We start from the raw sequence: 19013 nt of genomic DNA, 5'->3' as shown, positions 1-19013 counted from the left end.
TAGCATTTACATTTACCAAATACGATTTATGAATTCTGGCAAAGGTGTAACTGCTTAAGGCCTCTTCAAAATATTTTAAAGTTTTGCTTACCAACTTCTTAGAATTTGCCATGTGAATTTCTGTATAATTATCATCCGCCTTGCAAAATACAATATCTTTAATATCTAGAACTTCAAAACCATCTTGTTGTGGAATAGTTATTTTACCTTCAGCCGAATTTGATTTTGGAGCCAATATTTGGTGCTGTAATTCGTTTTCTTTTTCTTTAATTTCAGTAACAATATTTACTGCCTTAATCAATTCATCAATAGAAATTGGTTTTAGTAAATAATAACTTGCATGGTTGTTTAATGCTTCAATCGCGTAATGATCGTAAGCGGTTACAAAAACGGTTTCAAAGGTTCTGTTTTCTACTTTTTCTAGCAAATCAAAGGCATTACCAAAAGGCATTTCTACATCTAAAAACACCAAATCTAATTCGTGCTTTTGAATCAATAGATAAGCATCATCAATATTTTCGGCTTCTCCCAATAATTGCACATTTGGGCAATATTTTGCTATATAGTTGCGTAAAATATCTCTGCTAATCTGTTCATCTTCTACTAGTATTGCTTTCAGTTTCATAATTATTTTTGTTGGGTGTTCGATGAATGATGTTTGGTGTTTGATGTTTGGTGTTTGGTGTTTGGTGTTTGGTGTTACTTTACAGATACATTTTATATTCAATTTTTGAAAAAGATTTCATAGTTTTTATAATTTTTTTAGTTATCACTTTTTACTATATAAATTAACTGTAGTTTCATCTAGCATCCAACTTCAGACATCTAACCTATTTACATTTTAATAACAACGTTACTTTTGTACCTTTTTCATTTTGTAAAGCATCAGTAACAGCTACAGCAATGCGTTCTTTATACATATCGTTTAAAATAGTAATTCTGTTTTTTATGGTACTCATACCTTTTGATTTTTGTTTTAGCTGATTTTTTGTTTTGATTTCTTGCGATTTTTTGCGACCAATTCCATCATCAATAATAGCAATACAAACTGTTTTATCGTCTTTTTTGTTGATGGAAATAGACAAATTCCCTTTTTCTTTTTTATATCGCAAACCGTGCCAAATGGCATTTTCTATATACGGTTGTAGTAACATTGGCGGAATTGAAAATTGTTCTAAATTGATATTTTCATCAACCGAAATTTTATAATCAAACTTGTCTTTAAAACGGTTATGCTCTAACTTTACATACAATTCTAACAACTCTATTTCTTTGTTTAAGGGGATAAAATCCTCATCAGAATTTTCTAAAACCGAACGCATTAATACCGAAAACTCACTTAAATATCGGTTTGCATTTCGCTCATCATTTACAGCAATATAGCTGTTAACCGAATTTAATGCGTTGAATATAAAATGCGGATTCATTTGAGAACGCATTGATTTTAATGCTAATAAATTATTGGCTAATTTTTGCTGTTTATTGTTTCGATACATAAAATAAGCCAATAGAATAAGTAACAAAATTCCGCCAAAAAGCGAGTAAATTAAAATGCGCTGTTTGCGGTTACTTTCTTCAGAAAGTTGTTGATCTACATAGGCTAAATTAATTTTACTCTGCGTTAATTCTTTGTCTTTTTCTAAACTGGCAATTCTATTTTGGTTGTCTGCTATTTTCTTAGAAAAACGTTTAACTTGCTGAATTTCTTGCTCTTTTCTAATATATAAAGAGTCTACTAAAGCCACATATTCTTTATAATTTTTTAATGCTTTTTCATTTTCACCTAAGTTTGCAAAGGCTTCTGAAATTTTTCTAGTGGCATCTTTTGCAATAACAATATCTTTATTTTTATTGGCATCTTTTTTACTTTTTTCTAAAAACGGAATGGCAGCTTTGTAATCTTCTTTTTGTATGTAGGCATTTCCAATTTTGTAATTAATTTTTTGGGTAGTGATAGAATCTTCTTTAATTTTTCTAGGTGATAACTGTAACTTTGTTTTCTCTAAACTCTTTTTACGGAGTTTAATTTCTTCGTCAAAACGTTGGTTAGAATTGTAAAAATCCGCTACTTTTTCTTCTTCTTGCAAAGCACGTTCAGGGTTTTCTTTATTGGCAAGATTCATCGAATTTATGAAGGAGTTTTCTGCTTTGGCTATTTGACCTTGAGCTGCATAAACATCTGCAATTTTTGAATTTAAATCTGTAAGTTTTGAGCTTACTGCATCTTCTTTCGCAATTTTTAAAGCTGTTTTATAATTTATTTCAGCCAAATTCCATTTTTTTTGAGCAAAATACACATCTCCTAAACCTTCATAAACTTGAATTTTCTGGTAATTTTGCAGTTTTTCTTGAGATAACTCTTGATATGTACTTTTACTTTCTTTTAAATTATCTGATAAAAAATAGGCTTTAGCAAGCAGTAGTTTGGTTTCTATTTCTTCTTTTATTTGATTGGATAATTTATAATTATAAACAGCTAAATCATATTGTTTCCAATACAAATAAATATCTGCCAACACTTTATATGTGGTCGCGTTTCGTCTTTTACTTGTGTTATTTTCTAATAGTTTTTCTATAAAAGACAAACTTTTCTCGATATCTTTTTGCAAATAAAACTTGGCAGAATCTAAATGTTGTACATAAAGATCTACACTTTTTGTTTTGCTTAAGTATTTTTTTGATACTGAATAATCTTCTACAATAACCTTAATATCTTCGCTAGAGGTTAGCGTATGAAAAACAGTATCAAAATCTGGATGTGTTATTTGAATTGCATCATCTATTTTACCTTTAACAATAAATCTGCCAGCAATGTCTGGTATTGAATACCTTTTACCATTTACCAAAATCTCAATTCCCTTAGTAATTTTATAATTATTTTCATCAACAATAGTTATTCTAACTGAAAAACTAACACCTCTTTTAGTAATTATGTTTTGTTGTGCTTTAATATTGAGAATACTGAAACAGCAAACAATAAATATTATGTATAATTTTTTGGACATAAACCTGCTTAATCTTGTAAACATACACACAAAAAAGCATTCAAAAAAATGCCTATTTTGGTATCTTTTGTTTTTTATTGGGCAAAAAGAACACTTTACTCATTTATTAAGCTATTTTATACATTTAAAAGGGTAGTTTACTCATTTTAATTTTTTAAAATCTCATCTTGTTCTTAATATTGAAGTATTGTTAAAATAAAAAAAGTCCATCATGAAGAAAAAATGTATCTTATTCTGTTTATTTATTTCTGTGAGTATTTTCTCGCAAACGCCAAACCAAAAACCTTACATAGAAGTAACTGGTGTTTCTGAAACAGAAATTGTACCTAATGAAATTTATGTAGACATCTGTATTAAGTAACGCAATGAAAAAGGAAAAAAACTTACAATTGACATTTTAGAAAATCAATTAAAATCGACTTTAAAAAATATTGGAATTCCAGAAGATAATTTGTCTATTTCTGATGTAAATTCTGTTTTAGCAAAAACCGGTTGGTGGACTGAAGAAATATTATCTATTGCAAATTATACGCTAAAAATAAAAGGTGCAGCTAAACTAAAACTACTTTTTGAAGAACTTAAAAAACTTAAAATTTCTGATGTAAATATCACCAAAGCTACGCACAGTGACCTTATTGAAATAAGAAAGAAAAATAGGATAAAAGCAATTAAAAAAGCTAAAGAAAAAGCAGATTATTTATTAGCAGCAATTGGCGAACAAACAGGTAAACCACTTATTGTAAACGAACTAGCCAACAATAATAGAAACTTTGTAAATGCAAATTTTATGAAACAAAACAGTTATGCAATTACAAAACTTAGTTCGAGTGAGGCAAAACCAAAAATAGTAGAATTTAAAAAAATTAAAATAACGTCATCAGTTTATGTGAAATTTTCAATAAAATAACTAAACTATTTTACCAATAATTGTTGACCAATAGAAATGGTGTTATCTTTTAATTTATTTAGTTTTTTAAGCAAGTCTACAGAAATTCCGAATTTTTTACTAATAGCATATAAAGTATCACCTTTTCTAACTTTGTAAGTATTTGCTTTTATTTTTTGAACAACTGTTGGTTTTTTAAAAGATTTACCATCATTAAGTTTCTTGATTTCCTTAGCGTACTTTCCTTTTTTCACCTTGTCAAACTCATACAATTTGTACTCTTTAATGAGTTTTAACAATTTTGCTGGATATTTTTTATCGGTTGCATAACCCGCTTTTCGTAAACCATAAGCCCATTTTTTATAATCTTTAGCATCATAATTAAACAAAAAAGCATAACGCCTTCTTTGTGTTAAAAACAAAGAATGATCGTTATAAGACGTCTCTGGATACAAATATTTTCGAAAACATTCACCTTTTTGATCATCATCATGATAAACTCTTTCGCCTTGCCAACCTGTATGGCATTTTATACCAAAATGATTGTTAGATTTTAAAGCCAATTCACTTCTACCATTTCCAGACTCTAAAATACCTTGTGCTAATGTAATACTTGCAGGAATTTTATATTCATGCATTTCTTTTACAGCAATTGGGGCATATTTTCTAATATAAGTTAAGGTATATTTATTTAAAGAAGGATTTTTCTTTTTAAGTTTTTTAGTAAGTTCTTTTTCATTTACAGAAGGTAATTCCACAGGTTTAGGTTCTACAATTACTACACCAGGATTTTTTGTATTCACAACCTTTTTTTTACCTCCACAACTTGCAAAAAACACAACTGAGCACAGTATAAGTAAAAACCTTATTTTCATTTCGTAGTTATTATTGGTTCCTTTTTTCTTTTTAATTTTTGATTAAAACCTTCAATTCCTTGAAGACCTCCTGTATGTATAGCTAATATTTTGGTTCCTTTTTTAAAATGGTTTTTTTGAACCAAGTCTAAGATACCAAAAATCATTTTACCAGTATAAATAGGATCTAATAAAATAGCAGTTTCTTTTATAAAATTATTGATAAAAGTAATTAAATCTTGATTGTATTTTGCATAACCCCCAAAATGATAATCGGTTTGCAAACTCCAATTGTTTTTACTGACCAATTTCTTGATTTCATCCTTTAAAAAATCACCTTTTAAAGCTGGGAAACCTATTACTTGTTGATGGCTAAATGATGCATTTATTAAACCAGCAATAGTACCACCTGTACCCACTGCAGTGCAAATATAATTGAATTTAGCATCTTGTTTCGTTAAAATTTCTTGACAACCTTTTATGGCAAAATCATTCGTTCCTCCTTCAGGAATCAAATAAAAATCACCAAATTTATGTTTTAATTGATGTATAAATTCAGAGTTTGATTTGTTTCTATAATTTGCTCTTGAAACAAATTCAAAAGCCATTCCGTTTTTATGGGCTTCTCTTAAAGTAGCATTATTTGCCAAAGTATTTTCAACATCTTTTGCCAATTCTTCGCCTCTAATAACACCAATAGTTTTAAAATTATTTAAATTCCCAGCAACAGCTGTTGCTACAATATGGTTGGAAAATGCACCCCCAAAAGTAAGTAAGGTGTTTTTTTGTAAACGCTTAGCCTCTGCAAGATTGTACTTTAACTTTCTAAATTTATTACCAGAAACAAAAGGATGGATTAGGTCTTCTCTTTTAATAGTGAGTTCAACGTTTTTTTCATCTAAAATAGAATGATGAATTTGTTGATTTTTAGTTTCAAAAACTTGGTTGAAAAAAGAGCTAGTTATTTGTAACAAGTGTTCATAAAAAAGTAAAAATACACAAAGTTATTTAGGTTTGTTTTATAACTTTATTAAAATTATTTTAGCGCACGCTAATTTAAAATTTTAAAGCGTTTTTATTACTTAAAATTGCGAACTACTCAAAAAAAAAGATGAAAAAGAATCTATTATTTCTAATATGTTTGTTGTTTACTATAAATTTTTATGCCCAAGCAATATTTGAAAAAGGATATTATATTGATAATAGTAATCAAAAATTTGAATGCTTTATTAAAAATGAAGGTTGGAAATACAATCCTTCTGAATTTGAATACAAATTTTCTAAAGAATCAGAAAAAGAACAAAGTGTTGATCTAAAAAATGCTAAAGAATTTAGTATTTATGGTAAATATAAATTTATAAGAAAAGCAGTTAAGATAGACCAATCGAGTACTGAATTAAACGAACTAAGTTATGAACGAAACCCTATTTTACAAGAACAAGAAATTTTTTTAAAGGTTTTAATAGAGGGAAAAGCTTCTTTATACTCTTATAGAGACAAGTACTTTTACAGCATAAATAACGCTAAGATTGAACAATTAATATTTAAAGAATATTATAATAAAGACAAGCAAGTTTTAAAAAATAACGACTATAAAAGGCAAGTTTTAAAAGATTTGCAATGTGCTCCCATTACTACAGAGAAACTTGAAAAACTAGACTATTTAAAAAGTGAATTGGTAGATTTATTTATAGCATACAACAAGTGTAAAAATGAAAATTTTGAAAACTTTACTAAAAAACAAAAAAGAGATTTATTTAATTTAAATTTTAGACCTGGGTTAAATTATTCTTCTATTTCTTTAGAAAGATTAAATTTAAATAGAACAGATATTAATTTTGACCCTAAAATTGGTTTTAGATTCGGTGTAGAATTAGAATTTATTACATCAGTTTTCAAAAACAAATGGGCATTGATATTTGAGCCAACATATCAACATTTTAAAACAGAAACAACTGCACAAACTTATTTTGGTTCTAGCTTTGAAGGTGAAAATGTAAAAATAGATTATACTACTATTGAATTACCTATAGGGATAAGACATTATTTATTTTTAAATAAAAAATCTAAATTTTTTATAAACGCTTCATTTGTTATTAATATAAATAATAATTCGATTATTGATTTTGAAAAAAGACAAGATTTAGACATTGAAACAAGTAATAACCTTGTATTTGGAATTGGCTACAAAAATAATGATAAGTATAGCTTAGAATTTAGATACCATTTTCCTAGAGGAATACTTCGTGAATATACAACTTCATATAATACAGTATCAGTTATATTTGGATATACGCTTTTTTAATTGACATAAATTAATGGTATAAGAAGGAGAGCTTCTATCAAAAAAAAATCAGTTTACGTTTTTAATTTAAACTGATTTTTTTATCTCTAAAATTTAAGTATAACTAGAAATCATACTTTCTACTTTTTCCCAATCTTCCATTAGCGAATCTACTTTTGCTTTTTTAGCTTTGTATTTTTGAAAGAAGTTAGGTCTTGCTGATACTTCATCGTAATTTTTGGCCAATTCTAAATCTATTTTTTCAATTTCGGCTTCTAAATCAGCAATTTCAGTTTCAATATTAGAAAGCTTATTGTTTAGTTTTTTCAACTCTTTTTCTTGCTCTCTTGATAATTGTTGTGCTACTTTTTTTGTAGAATCTTTTTCAACTTTAACAATGGTTTTCTTTTCTGCATCACGCAAACTTTCCATTTTGTGTTGTTCTAAGAAGTAATCAATATCACCTAAATATTCTTTTATTTCTTTGTCTTTGAATCCGTAAACAGTAGTAGTTAAACCTTGTAAAAATTCACGATCGTGAGAAACTACAATTAAGGTTCCGTTAAAATTATTTAAAGCTTCTTTTAATACAGTTTTTGAGGCAATATCTAAATGGTTTGTTGGCTCATCCATGATCAAAACATTAAAAGGCTGCAACAACAACTTACACAAAGCCAACCTATTACGCTCTCCACCAGAAAGCACTTTTGCTTTTTTATCAACAGCATCTCCACCAAACAAGAAAGAGCCCAACATATCTCTAACACGCATTCTGTTAGAATCTGTAGCTGCATCTTCCATGATTTCTAAGACTGTTTTTTCTGGTGGTAAATATTCTGATTGATTTTGAGCAAAATAGCCAACTTCTACATTATGCCCAAGTTTTAAATGCCCTTCAAACGGAATTTCACCTACCATCATTTTTGCTAAAGTAGATTTTCCTTGTCCGTTTTGCCCCACAAAAGCAATTTTACTATTTCTTTCAATCAGTAAATCTACACCTTCTAAAACGTGTTTATCACCATAACTTTTACATAAATCTTCGGCCTCAACAATAATTTTACCAGGTTCTTTAGAAATGGCAAAACGCACATTCATAGCTTGGTTATCATCTTGATCTACTTCAATCAATTCTACTTTATCCAACTGTTTCATTAAAGATTGTGCCATAGAAGCCTTACTAGCTTTTGCCTTAAACTTATTAATGAGTTGTTGTTTTTGTTTGATTTCTTTCTCCTGATTTTTTTGAGCTTGCAGTTGTTTTTCTTTAATTTCTGCGCGCAACTCTAAAAACTGCGTATATGGTTTTTTATAGTCGTAAATTTGCCCTAAAGAAATTTCAATAGTTCTATTGGTTACGTTATCTAAAAACATTTTATCGTGAGAAACTAAAACAATTGCGCCTGCATAAGATTTTAAGAAATTTTCTAACCAAATGATTGATTCGATATCTAAGTGGTTTGTTGGCTCATCTAACAATAAAATATCGTTATTTTGTAATAGTAATTTTGCGAGCTCAATACGCATTCTCCATCCTCCAGAAAAAGTATCTGTTAGTTTATCAAAATCTTCTCTTTGAAAACCTAAACCTTGTAAAATCTTTTCTGTATCACCTTGATAATTGTATCCTCCTAAAAGCTCATATCGTTCTTGAAAATCCGTTAAATCTTGTATTAATTGGGTATATGAATCACTTTCATAATCTGTTCTAGTAGTAAGTTGATTGTTAATATCATCTAACTTCAATTCAATTTCTTTAATTTCTTCAAAAGCTTGATAGGCTTCTTCTAAAATTGTTCTGCCTTCCACAAAATCAATATCTTGTCTTAAAAAACCAATTTGTACATCTTTATCAAAAGCCATGGTACCTCCACTACTTTCTATATCTTTTGAAAGTACTTTTAATAAAGTAGATTTTCCTGCACCATTTTTTCCTATCAATCCTATTCTATCTCCTTTATTTAATTTAAAAGTGATTCCTGAAAATAAATCAGTCCCCATAAAGGAAACCGTTAAATTATGTACGTTTAGCATAAAATGTAATAATTGTTACTGTATTAAATAGGCAAAAAATTTACCTTTGCAAAAGTATATAAATTTTAAGGTTCAAATGTTTAAAAAAGGGTCAAAGTTATTTAGTATTACAAAAGGAAAATGCCCAAGATGCCATGAAGGAAATTTCTTTAAATATGGGTTTACTTTTAACCCAACAAAAATTACAAAATTACACGATAATTGTAGTGAATGTAATTTAAAATATATGATTGAACCTTCATTTTTTTATGGAGCAATGTATGTAAACTATGGAATAACTGTAGCTATTTCTGTTTTTGTTTTTGTACTTACAAAATTGGCTTTTGATTTTGAATTGTTGCAATCTTTTTTAGCTGTAATAGCAGCATTAATTGTTTTAGCACCTGTAAATTTAAGATTATCTCGTATACTTTGGATTAATATGTTTGTGAGTTACGAAGGGAGTGAAAAAGCTGAAAATTGAAACTACTCAAATCTTTTGATATCTGATGTTGGGTCTAGCTGTTCTCCTTTTTCTAGGTGATTGAATAATTGTTTTGCCATTGTTGGTGCAATCATAACACCTCTTGTACCTAAACCATTTAATAGTGCCAAGTTTGGAAATGCTGGATGTTTACCAATTAAAGGTCTTCTATCTCTTACAGTTGGCCTTACACCTGCAGTTTGATCGATAATTTTATAGGGAACATGAATCACTTTTTTTAGTTTCTCTACCAATTCATCTTTTCCTTCTTTTGATGGATTTGAGGTTTTGTCTTTCCAATTAAAAGTAGCACCTACTTTGTAATAATCGTTTCCTAAAGGCAAAACAAACAAGGTAGATTTTAATAAAAAATCTATTTGTAAACTTGGCGCGTGAATGGTAATTAATTCTCCTTTAACTTCATTTAAGGGTAAATAATTGAAGAATAAATTTTGTTTCATTCCAAAACCTTCGCAAAAAATAATGGTGTTTGTGGTAATGCCTTTATACTCTAATTTAAACTCATTAAACTTAATTTTTTGATGCTCAAACTGCTCAAAACGGATTTTATTATCTTTTTTTAAATAGTGTCTGTAAACGTCTACTAATTTTTTAGTATCCACTCTACCAGCTTGTTTTACGTTACCAAAACCAAAATCTCCAAAAATGCCTTCTTTTTTTTGATTATCTATTTTTGGATCTAAATAATCAGCTAATAAAGGGTGATCTGTTGCAGCAAACCAATTGTTTTGATCTTCCACAGATTTAAAGGCTTTTTTGATAACAAATTTTTCATCAAATTTTGTTTTAAACTTTTTTTCAACTGTTTTATAAAAAGGTAGAGCAATTTCCAATTGCTGTTTAGCATTCCAAACTGGGGTAAATCGCTTTAAGATTACAGGATTGTACACGCCACCTGCTACCAAAGAAGATGTTTGAGAATCGTCTTCAAAAACTAAAAAGCTTTTATTTGCATTAATTAATTCTTCAGCAAATGCCAAACCTGCCAACCCTAAACCTACAATAATATAATCTACTTTCACTTTGTAAAAATACTTTTATTTCATAAAAAAAACGCTCCAAAATATTGGAACGTTTTAAATAAATTTCTTAAAACTGTCAAATTCAGATTCCGTTTTTCAACAGAATTAGTTCAACTTACTAATTTAATTCATCACTCTGTGATTTCTTAAATTAGAGTTTCACTAATAATTCCACATATCGATTTCTCTATTTCTAATATCTTCTTTAATCTTGTCTGCTTCTAAAAGCTGAAATAATGAATTTCCACGAACATAATCTGAAATGGCTCTGTTACCATAAATATTTTCTTCTCTTACAATTACTGAACTAAATCTTCTTGCATTTAACAAATGATCATAAGATATAGGATGAGAAGCATTCTTTGGATTAAATACTTTAGCATCGTGTAAAACTTGCCTTGCTGAAGGGAAAAACACCCAAAATAACTCGTATAAGCTTTCATCTTCTACACCTTCAACTCCCAAAGTTTGCACATCTTTTCCCATTGGTGCTAAAGCTAGTAATCGGTATTTCATTTCTCCTTGACGTTTATCAAAATACCACATTCCTTTTAGCATATAACCTCCAATGTCTTGTGCTTGTAATGTGTAGGTATCTGAATAACCATTTTCTTCGCGCACATTTACCAAACGAGATTCTATTTCATCTTGTGTAATTTTAGAAGTAAAAAAAGAATCCGTGTATGCGTTTTCAATTTTACCTTGTCTAATTCCTTTAACAAGCGTATCAAACAATGACCTTCTATCTGGAGAGATATTTAGTGTATCTATTGGGAAATAATAAGGTAAATTTATCTTTTGGTTTAAATCTACAAATTCCCAAACAACTTTAGACCACATTACATCCCTATCATCTACATAACCATAAGGAATTGGACCATCATTGTCTGCAAGTATTTGTTGCTCGTTCTTTTTACCTATATCTTCTGCAGTTTTAGCATTTAGCACATTAGCTTGTGCGTTAACTAAACTCGAAGTTAAGAGTGAAAGAAATAATAATAAACAATTCTTATACATAATTTAATCTTTTATCCTTAATTAGTAAGCTCTATATTTACAGGAAAAACCTTTTTAATAGGCACACCATTAGCTGTTGCTTTAATGTCGTAAATATTAATTTGATCTCCTCTTTTAGCTCTATTTAATTTTTGTTTCGCAGCAGCAGTTAACCTATCTCCATTTACAATAATCGTTAATTGTCCAGGTATTTTAATTTTAAAACCGGTTACTTTTACTTTTAAATCGAAGTCAAAATCTTCATAACCTGCAGTAATTGGTGAATTTCCTAAACCTGCTTTTGGCATTCTTACTGTACCAGATTGATTACGAACAAGACCAACAGCTGCTGGTAAATCTTTGATTCTAAAAGTAGCTTTAGAGTTTACAGTTTTACCACTACTTAATTTTGCACCAACATTTATAGTAACTACTTTACCATTTCCAGGCTTTAAAATATATTTACCTCGGCTACCCGAAAGCGAACCTCCAGCAGCAGAAACATTTAAGTTATTATCACCAACACCAGGTAAAGAAACAGAAATAGGATTCTCTAAACCTCTATATACCACATTCATCTTATCCGCAGAAACTACTGCATTACTTGGTTCTGGAATAACAGAATATGAGCTTTCAAATGGTACTTCAACTGGCTCTCCATTTTGAGTAAAAGTAATCTTACCTTTTATATCATGACTTCCTACATTTCCTGCAGGCATATCAACAATTACTTGACCAGATTGAATATTATCGTAATCTCTACCATTTAAAACAACGTTATCAGGAACCATAGTCGCGTCATAACGACCTAGAACAATTTTCCCTGTCACTTTTTCACCAGCAAAATATGCGTTTTTATCTAAAGCAACAATCCCTTTATAATTATTAAGCGATAATGATTCTTCTAATTTACCTCCTAGCAAAGAGTTTACAATATCTGCTTCTGTATTTCTAACGTCTGCTTGCATTTGTGTTAAACTGGTTAAAGATGCTACTAAAGGAAAACCTTCAAACCTTGCTTTTAACCATTCTACAGTAGCACCTGTCTTGCTATTTACCACTGGATCTGTTGTAAACCTATCTCTTAAAATAGGAGTAAACTTACTATCCTCGCCTAAAACACCAATTACATTAGTTCTATAGTTATTAATTTTATCTAAAAACTCTTTACCATTTTCAGTATAACCATCTCCTTTAAAGAAGTATACATCTAAAAATTCAGTTTTATCCATTGACTCATAATCTTTTTTATCTTCGATGTCTGAAGTCATTTTAGTCTTTAAGTCAGCTATATAACCATAAAAATCATCTGAGTATTTTTTTATACTCTGAGCTTGTTTATTTAATTCGCCAAACTTAGCTGTTTGTTCAGAAGCTTTTGTAGCTAAATTTGCATAAGCCTCATTATTTTTTTCAATTGTAGAAATATTATTTTCTGAAAGTTTCTCGTTCATAAAGCCAAAAGCTGATAAAACTTCTTTACTCATATTCATTGCTAACATTGCAATGAAAACAAGATACATTAAGTTTATCATCTTTTGTCTTGCAGACATTTTTCCTCCTGCCATAGTAATTATTTTTTAATTATTCAATTTCATTTTATTAATTACTTGCTAGACATTGCTGAAAGCATATTACCATAAACTCCGTTTAAAGAAGATAGGTTTTTTGCCAAAGAATCCATCTGTTCTTTTAATTTTTGAGTATTCTCAACTACTTCTGAATTTAATGAAGTTTGTTTAGTTGTATTCTCTACTTGGACCTTGTACAAACTATTTAATGACTCCATTTGAGCTGCAGCTAAAGAAACCTGCTCATTATATTTGTTTGTAGAAGCTACAGATTCTGAGGCAGATGATAATCCTTCTGCTGCGTTCTGAAAATTTTTCATACTATTTCCTAAGCTATCCATTAAAGCAGAGTCAATTTTTGCTTCTTGTAATAAGGCATCTAGTTTTTTTGATAATAATCCTTCTGCACTTTCCTTTTCTTCAATAGCTACTGAATTACCTTCTCCTAGTTCTGGATATACTTTTGACCAATCAAATTCTTCTTCTGGCGCATCAAAGGCAGATATTGCAAATACTGCAGCTTCTACCAATAAACCTATTGTTAACATAACACCACCAGTTATTGGTCCTATTGATATATGCTGTATTTTAAATAATGCTCCTACAATTACCACTGCAGCTCCCATTCCGTAAACGAAATTCATTGTTCTTTTATAACCTCTTGATTGTGCCATTTTTTTCTTTTTTTATTTTAATTCTTAATCTTTACTCTTACTTGTTGGTAGTGCCTAAATAATTTTGGACAGTTCTAAAACCAATATAACTTCTTGCTGTATCTGCATATTCATAATCTCTAGAACCTACCTCTAAATAATATGCCACATCTTTCCAAGAACCACCTCTAATAATTTTTCTTTTATTTTTTCGATCTTCTACATTTGGGTTCATTGTTGATGCCATGTAGTAAGAAGATAAATTATAAGCAGTATTCGTCCACTCAGAAACATTCCCTGCCATATTATATAAGCCATAATCATTGGCATTGAATGATTTTGCTTCTACTGTGTATAAGGCTCCATCAACAGCATAATTACCTCTAACTGGTTTAAAGTTTGCTAAGAAACAACCCCTATCGCTTGTAGTACTTCCTGTTCCCCAAGGATAAGTTGCAAATTCTAAACCTCCTCTAGCTGCATACTCCCATTCTGCTTCAGTAGGTAATCTAAAATCTGGAACTAAACTAGCACCTTTTTTACCTCTTAAATAATCATTTTTCTTTTTTGTTCTCCAATTACAGAAAGCATTTGCTTGATCCCAAGTAACACCAACAACAGGATAATCTCCATAAGATTGATGATAAAAATAATCTTGATGCATTGGGTCATTGTATGAATAATTAAAATCTTTAACCCAAACTGTAGTATCTGGATAAATATTTAAAATTTCAGTTTCTACATAGTCTTTTCTATTACCTCCTTTTCTTGCAGCATTATCTCTATCAAACCAAGAATATTTATAGTTTAAGTATTTGGTATTAAACGTTCTAATACCATCCACAGCTTCTTCTCTACTAATGTATAAAGAATCCATAACTTCTACATAATCAATATCTGGATACTCATCTTTTTCCCATATTAAATCTTCATCCCAATTTAGAGGCTGTATGGTATCAAAACTGTAATAGTTCTCATACATATATTTTTGATAAGGTGTTGTATTTTCTACGGTATCTTTATAGGCATAATTTTGAATTCCAGAAGTTCTTCGGTTGCCTTGCTCGTTTGTATCTGCTCCTAAAGAGGCAAACTCTGCTTGTTCTGCTAATTTTGTTCTTACTATAGAGTCTCTAACCCAAAACACAAATTCTTTATATTCTTTGTTTGTGATTTCAGTTTCGTCCATATAATAAGGCCTTACAGTAACCGTTTTGTTGGGTGTATTTAAAGTTCCTAAAATGTCTTGATCTTGTTTACCCATTGTAAATGAACCACCAGGTATTAATGCCATTCCATAAGGTTTTTCCGAAAACCATTTTTTCTTAGACTTTACACCCACTAATTCTCCTCTATCATTAGAACCACAACTGTAAAAAACGACTATTAAAAGTGCAAATATGGCTGCTTTTTTCATATTATATTTTTGTCTTTACTAAAAGTCCGTAAACCTATTATTTTTTTTGCTAAGATACAATGTTGAAATTATATTTTAACGTATTGATTTCTATTAAATTTGTAAATTATATCATTTTTTGCATAGCTTTATACCATCTTTCTGGAATAATTTGCTTTGTTGCATCTGTATAATCTTTATATGTACATGGTATTAACGCATGTCTTTTATATTTATTATCCGATAAAATATTAATCTCCATCCACCATCTGCCAGTTTTATTGCTTTTATAAAACACAAGAGAATCATCGTCTTCCATAATTACTGTAAACTTTTGATAGTTTTCTTTAACTGAAAAGGGATAATCTTTTACTCTAAAATTTACGCCTTCAATAAAATACCAAATCATTTGAGCAACTAAACTTGCTGTTTGATGGTTGTTATCGTATTTATAATTGTATTCATAAATACCAAAAGATGAAACTTTATCGCTTATGCCTGCATATCTGGCAATTGCGCAAATCTCATCCCCATAAAAACCATTGGGAGATGCATTATTGTTTGCAGGAGCTTCACTTTGTCTTACAGCGCCTAAATCTATGGAAACAATATCTGCATTTCTAAACGCTGGCTCTATATTTTCTAATTCCTTTGCTTTTCCTAATCTACAGGTATCAAAAAAAAGAGAATCAAATAACTTTATTTCTTCTTGAGCATTAAAATACGTTTGATAACCAACATTACTGTAGTTGAACAAGTTGTTTGGTTTTTGCATTATTATTTTACTCAAATAAGATTGAGATGTTAGCTCATCATCTAAATTCCCTAAATCAAAACGACTGTCTACTGCTGTAATATTTATCGTTTGCTCTAACGTATCATATGCTCTATAGTTTACGTAGGTTAAATCTTGACCACCTCCGATAATAATAGGTATAATTTGTTGCTTTACAAGCGAGGTAACAATTTCTGAAACTGCAAAATAAGTATCAGCAACAGTGGCACCTTTTAACACGTTACCCAAATCCGCAATTTCTAAATTCCATTTTCCTGGAAACAATTCGTACAGTTTTCTTCGTATAAAATGTAAATGATCTCCACAACCAAAGTTATTTTCTGAGTTACGATCTTCTTGAACTCCAAAAATAGCTAGCTTAACATTTTCTAACTCAGGAAAACCATCTTGTTGTGTATGAATTTTAATTTTATTCCCTAAACAATAAGGAGAAAGCGACACCAAAGGTGCTAAAGCAATTTCATTAACGGGGGATAAAAAGTCTCTATTCATCAATTTTTACTTGAATACGCAAGATATCAAAAATCTTTATTTCTTTTTAGTGGTTTTTCTTTTTCTTGTTTTTTTCTTTGGTGTTTTGGCTTCAATCATTTTGACGGCTTCTTCTTTACTTAGTTTTTCAATTTTAGTAGTTTTAGGTAGTTCTACTTTTATTTTACCTTTTATTACATTAAATCTTCCCCATCTTGCTTTTTCTACCTTTATACCAACGTCTTCCCAATTATGAATTACCTTATCAATCTCTTTCTGTTTCTTTTCTTCAATTAAAGTAACAATGTCATCATCAGAAAGATTATCAAAATCGTACTTTTTATTTACGTTGATAAACATTCCATTCCATTTTAAAAATGGTCCAAAACGTCCCACACCTTTTTGAACTGGTAAATCTTCATGATGATAAATTGGTGCATCTGCTTTTTTCTTAGCTTCAATTAGTTCTTCAGCTCTGGCTAAATCTACTTCCATAGGATTTTCACCTTTATCTAAAGAAACATACATTTTACCAAACTTTACATAAGGCCCAAAGCGACCATTAGATACAATTACCTCTTCGCCTTCGTAAGTTCCTAAAGTTTTTGGCAACAAGAACAATTCCAATGCTTCTTCCATTGTAATAGTTCCTAAATTTTGATCTTTATTTAAGCTTGCAAATTGTTTTTCTTCATCTTCTGGAGCACCAATTTGTGCTATTGGCCCAAATTTTCCTAAACGCACCAATACTGTTTTTCCACTTTGTGGGTGTTTCCCTAAAATACGTTCACCACTTTCTCTGTCTGCATTTTCTTTAACATCTTCTACATTATCATGAAATTTAGTATAAAACTCTTTGATCATTTCTGTCCAGTTTTCATCACCTTCAGATATATCATCAAAAGAATTTTCAACTTTCGCAGTAAAACCAAAATCTAAAATATTTGAAAAATTTGCTACTAAGAAATCGTTTACAATATTTCCTATATCAGTAGGAACTAATTTATTTTTATTTGCACCTGTTTTTTCAGTTAAAGAATTGCTTTTTACAGTTCCGTCTTCTAATATTAACTGCTCATAATTTCTTTCTTTACCTTCATCTTGTCCCTTTTCTATGTAACCTCTTCTTTGTACTGTAGAAATTGTAGGTGCGTAGGTAGATGGTCTTCCAATACCTAAGTCTTCTAGTTGTTTTACCAAAGAAGCTTCTGTAAACCTATAAGGTGGACTTGTAAAACGCTGCGTTGCACTGATAAAAGCGTATGAAAGCTCATCATTTATTTTTAAATTTGGCAACATTCCTGCTTGTTCTTCTTCTTCATTATCAGTTCCTTCTAAATATACTTTTAAGAAACCATCAAACTTTATCATCTCTCCGTTTGCTGTAAAGATTTTATCATTGTTAGAATTCTCAATCTTTACATTGGTTCTTTCCAATTGTGCATCACTCATTTGAGACGCTAAAGTTCTCTTCCATATCAAATCATACAATCTATTTTGATCATATTCAGTAGAAATAGAATGCATTTTCATATTAGTAGGACGAATAGCTTCGTGCGCTTCTTGTGCTCCTTTAGCTTTAGATTTAAAAACACGTTGCTTACTATACTCTTTTCCGTAATAATTGGTAATTTCTTCTTCGGCCTCATTTCTTGCATCTACAGATAAATTTACACTATCTGTTCTCATATAAGTAATTAAACCTGCCTCATATAAACGCTGGGCAACTTGCATGGTTCTACCAACAGCAAAACCGAGTTTACGTGATGCTTCTTGTTGTAATGTTGATGTGGTAAAAGGTGCTGCTGGCGATTTTTTTGCTGGCTTTTTGGTTAAATCTGCAATTGAAAAATCGGCATTTGCACAAGACTTTAAAAATTCTTCTGCTGCTTTCTTAGAATTAAAATTCTTTGGAATTGTGGCTTTGAATTTCTTTCCATCAGCATTTAAAAATTCTGCAACAACCTTATAATGTGTTTGTGCTTTGAATTCTAAAATACTTCTTTCTCTTTCTACAATTAAACGAACTGCTACAGATTGCACTCTACCTGCAGATAAACCACCTTTAACTTTACGCCATAAAACAGGCGATAATTCATACCCCACTAAACGATCTAAAACTCGCCTAGCCTGTTGTGCGTTTACCATATTATAGTCGATATCTCTTGGATTTTCAACTGCTTTTAAAATGGCTTTTTTGGTAATTTCATGAAAAACAATACGTTTAGTATTTTCATCTTTTAACGCTAACTGCTCTTTTAAATGCCATGCAATAGCCTCTCCTTCACGATCCTCATCACTTGCTAACCAAACAACATCTGCTTTCTTTGCTAAGGTTTTTAATTTTTTAACAACAGGTTTCTTATCTGTTGATACTATATATTTAGGACTAAAATCTCCTTCTACATCTATACCCAATTCTTTGGATGGTAAGTCTGCAATATGCCCATAACTCGATTCTACTTGAAAATCTTTTCCGAGAAATTTTTCGATGGTTTTTGCTTTTGCTGGTGACTCAACTATTACTAAATTCTTTGCCATTTATCTTTTTTTGTCGCTAA

At 29.9% G+C, this 19013-nt stretch carries 16 protein-coding genes; 4 read left to right on the top strand and 12 right to left on the bottom strand.

The annotated features are described in order from the left end of the window. On the bottom strand, positions 1-625 hold a 625-nt coding region (locus ACTG3V_RS02695), incomplete at its 3' end, for a LytR/AlgR family response regulator transcription factor (protein WP_439130668.1). 205 nt (positions 626-830) lie between these two features. After that, on the bottom strand, positions 831-3005 hold the full coding sequence (locus ACTG3V_RS02690) for a tetratricopeptide repeat-containing sensor histidine kinase (RefSeq protein WP_439130585.1): 2175 nt from the start codon (positions 3003-3005) through the stop codon (positions 831-833). 211 nt (positions 3006-3216) lie between these two features. Here ACTG3V_RS02690 and ACTG3V_RS02685 point away from each other — a divergent pair, with 211 nt between their 5' ends. Both ACTG3V_RS02685 and ACTG3V_RS02680 read left to right on the top strand, forming a co-directional pair. Then, the gene (locus ACTG3V_RS02685; protein WP_439130584.1) at positions 3217-3366 is read left to right on the top strand and encodes a hypothetical protein; all 150 of its coding nucleotides are present in this window, start codon (positions 3217-3219) and stop codon (positions 3364-3366) included. A gap of 27 nt (positions 3367-3393) precedes the next feature. Then, complete coding sequence (locus tag ACTG3V_RS02680) at positions 3394-3912, top strand: SIMPL domain-containing protein (protein WP_439130667.1); 519 nt, start codon at positions 3394-3396, stop codon at positions 3910-3912. A 5-nt stretch (positions 3913-3917) separates the two neighbouring features. On the opposite strand, the gene ACTG3V_RS02675 is transcribed toward ACTG3V_RS02680, so the two are convergent. Together ACTG3V_RS02675 and ACTG3V_RS02670 are read right to left on the bottom strand one after the other, a co-directional pair. Continuing rightward, positions 3918-4766 carry a glucosaminidase domain-containing protein gene (locus ACTG3V_RS02675; RefSeq protein WP_439130583.1) on the bottom strand — a complete coding sequence of 283 codons (849 nt, stop codon included), beginning with the start codon at positions 4764-4766 and terminating at the stop codon, positions 3918-3920. Continuing rightward, a complete protein-coding gene (locus ACTG3V_RS02670; RefSeq protein WP_439130666.1) occupies positions 4763-5710 on the bottom strand; it encodes a 1-aminocyclopropane-1-carboxylate deaminase/D-cysteine desulfhydrase in 948 nt (315 codons plus the stop codon). The genes ACTG3V_RS02675 and ACTG3V_RS02670 overlap by 4 nt, the downstream gene beginning before the upstream one ends. Before the next feature lie 146 nt (positions 5711-5856). Here ACTG3V_RS02670 and ACTG3V_RS02665 point away from each other — a divergent pair, with 146 nt between their 5' ends. After that, positions 5857-7050, top strand: coding sequence for a tRNA modification GTPase (locus ACTG3V_RS02665; RefSeq protein ID WP_439130582.1), 1194 nt, complete (start codon positions 5857-5859; stop codon positions 7048-7050). 93 nt (positions 7051-7143) lie between these two features. Here ACTG3V_RS02665 and ACTG3V_RS02660 read toward each other — a convergent pair whose 3' ends face one another. Beyond that, a complete protein-coding gene (locus ACTG3V_RS02660; protein WP_439130581.1) occupies positions 7144-9063 on the bottom strand; it encodes an ATP-binding cassette domain-containing protein in 1920 nt (639 codons plus the stop codon). A 46-nt stretch (positions 9064-9109) separates the two neighbouring features. On the opposite strand from ACTG3V_RS02660, the gene ACTG3V_RS02655 reads away from it, so the two are divergent. Next, positions 9110-9526 carry a DUF983 domain-containing protein gene (locus ACTG3V_RS02655; RefSeq protein ID WP_439130580.1) on the top strand — a complete coding sequence of 139 codons (417 nt, stop codon included), beginning with the start codon at positions 9110-9112 and terminating at the stop codon, positions 9524-9526. A 2-nt stretch (positions 9527-9528) separates the two neighbouring features. Here ACTG3V_RS02655 and ACTG3V_RS02650 read toward each other — a convergent pair whose 3' ends face one another. The 7 genes from ACTG3V_RS02650 to topA all read right to left on the bottom strand — a co-directional run bounded on the left by ACTG3V_RS02650 (position 9529) and on the right by topA (position 18993). Then, positions 9529-10569 (bottom strand): NAD(P)/FAD-dependent oxidoreductase, encoded by a 1041-nt coding sequence (locus ACTG3V_RS02650; RefSeq protein WP_439130579.1) that lies wholly within the window; start codon positions 10567-10569, stop codon positions 9529-9531. Positions 10570-10731: 162 nt separating this feature from the next. Beyond that, positions 10732-11586 carry a gliding motility protein GldN gene (gene gldN / locus ACTG3V_RS02645; protein WP_439130578.1) on the bottom strand — a complete coding sequence of 285 codons (855 nt, stop codon included), beginning with the start codon at positions 11584-11586 and terminating at the stop codon, positions 10732-10734. A 17-nt stretch (positions 11587-11603) separates the two neighbouring features. Beyond that, positions 11604-13133: a gliding motility protein GldM gene (gene gldM / locus ACTG3V_RS02640; protein WP_439130577.1), complete on the bottom strand. Its 1530-nt coding sequence runs from the start codon at positions 13131-13133 to the stop codon at positions 11604-11606. Between the two features lie 38 nt (positions 13134-13171). Further along, on the bottom strand, positions 13172-13810 hold the full coding sequence (gene gldL / locus ACTG3V_RS02635) for a gliding motility protein GldL (protein ID WP_439130576.1): 639 nt from the start codon (positions 13808-13810) through the stop codon (positions 13172-13174). A gap of 37 nt (positions 13811-13847) precedes the next feature. Then, complete coding sequence (gene gldK / locus ACTG3V_RS02630) at positions 13848-15206, bottom strand: gliding motility lipoprotein GldK (protein WP_439130575.1); 1359 nt, start codon at positions 15204-15206, stop codon at positions 13848-13850. A 106-nt stretch (positions 15207-15312) separates the two neighbouring features. Beyond that, positions 15313-16473, bottom strand: coding sequence for a formimidoylglutamase (locus ACTG3V_RS02625; protein WP_439130574.1), 1161 nt, complete (start codon positions 16471-16473; stop codon positions 15313-15315). Between the two features lie 36 nt (positions 16474-16509). Beyond that, positions 16510-18993 carry a type I DNA topoisomerase gene (gene topA, locus ACTG3V_RS02620; protein ID WP_439130573.1) on the bottom strand — a complete coding sequence of 828 codons (2484 nt, stop codon included), beginning with the start codon at positions 18991-18993 and terminating at the stop codon, positions 16510-16512. Positions 18994-19013: the final 20 nt, after the last annotated feature.

The sequence above is a fragment of the Polaribacter sp. genome (assembly GCF_965660385.1).
In the GTDB taxonomy this organism is placed as follows: Bacteria; Bacteroidota; Bacteroidia; order Flavobacteriales; family Flavobacteriaceae; genus Polaribacter.
The sequence above is the reverse complement of the archived record's forward strand: the minus strand, read 5'-3'. Positions and strand labels throughout refer to the sequence as shown.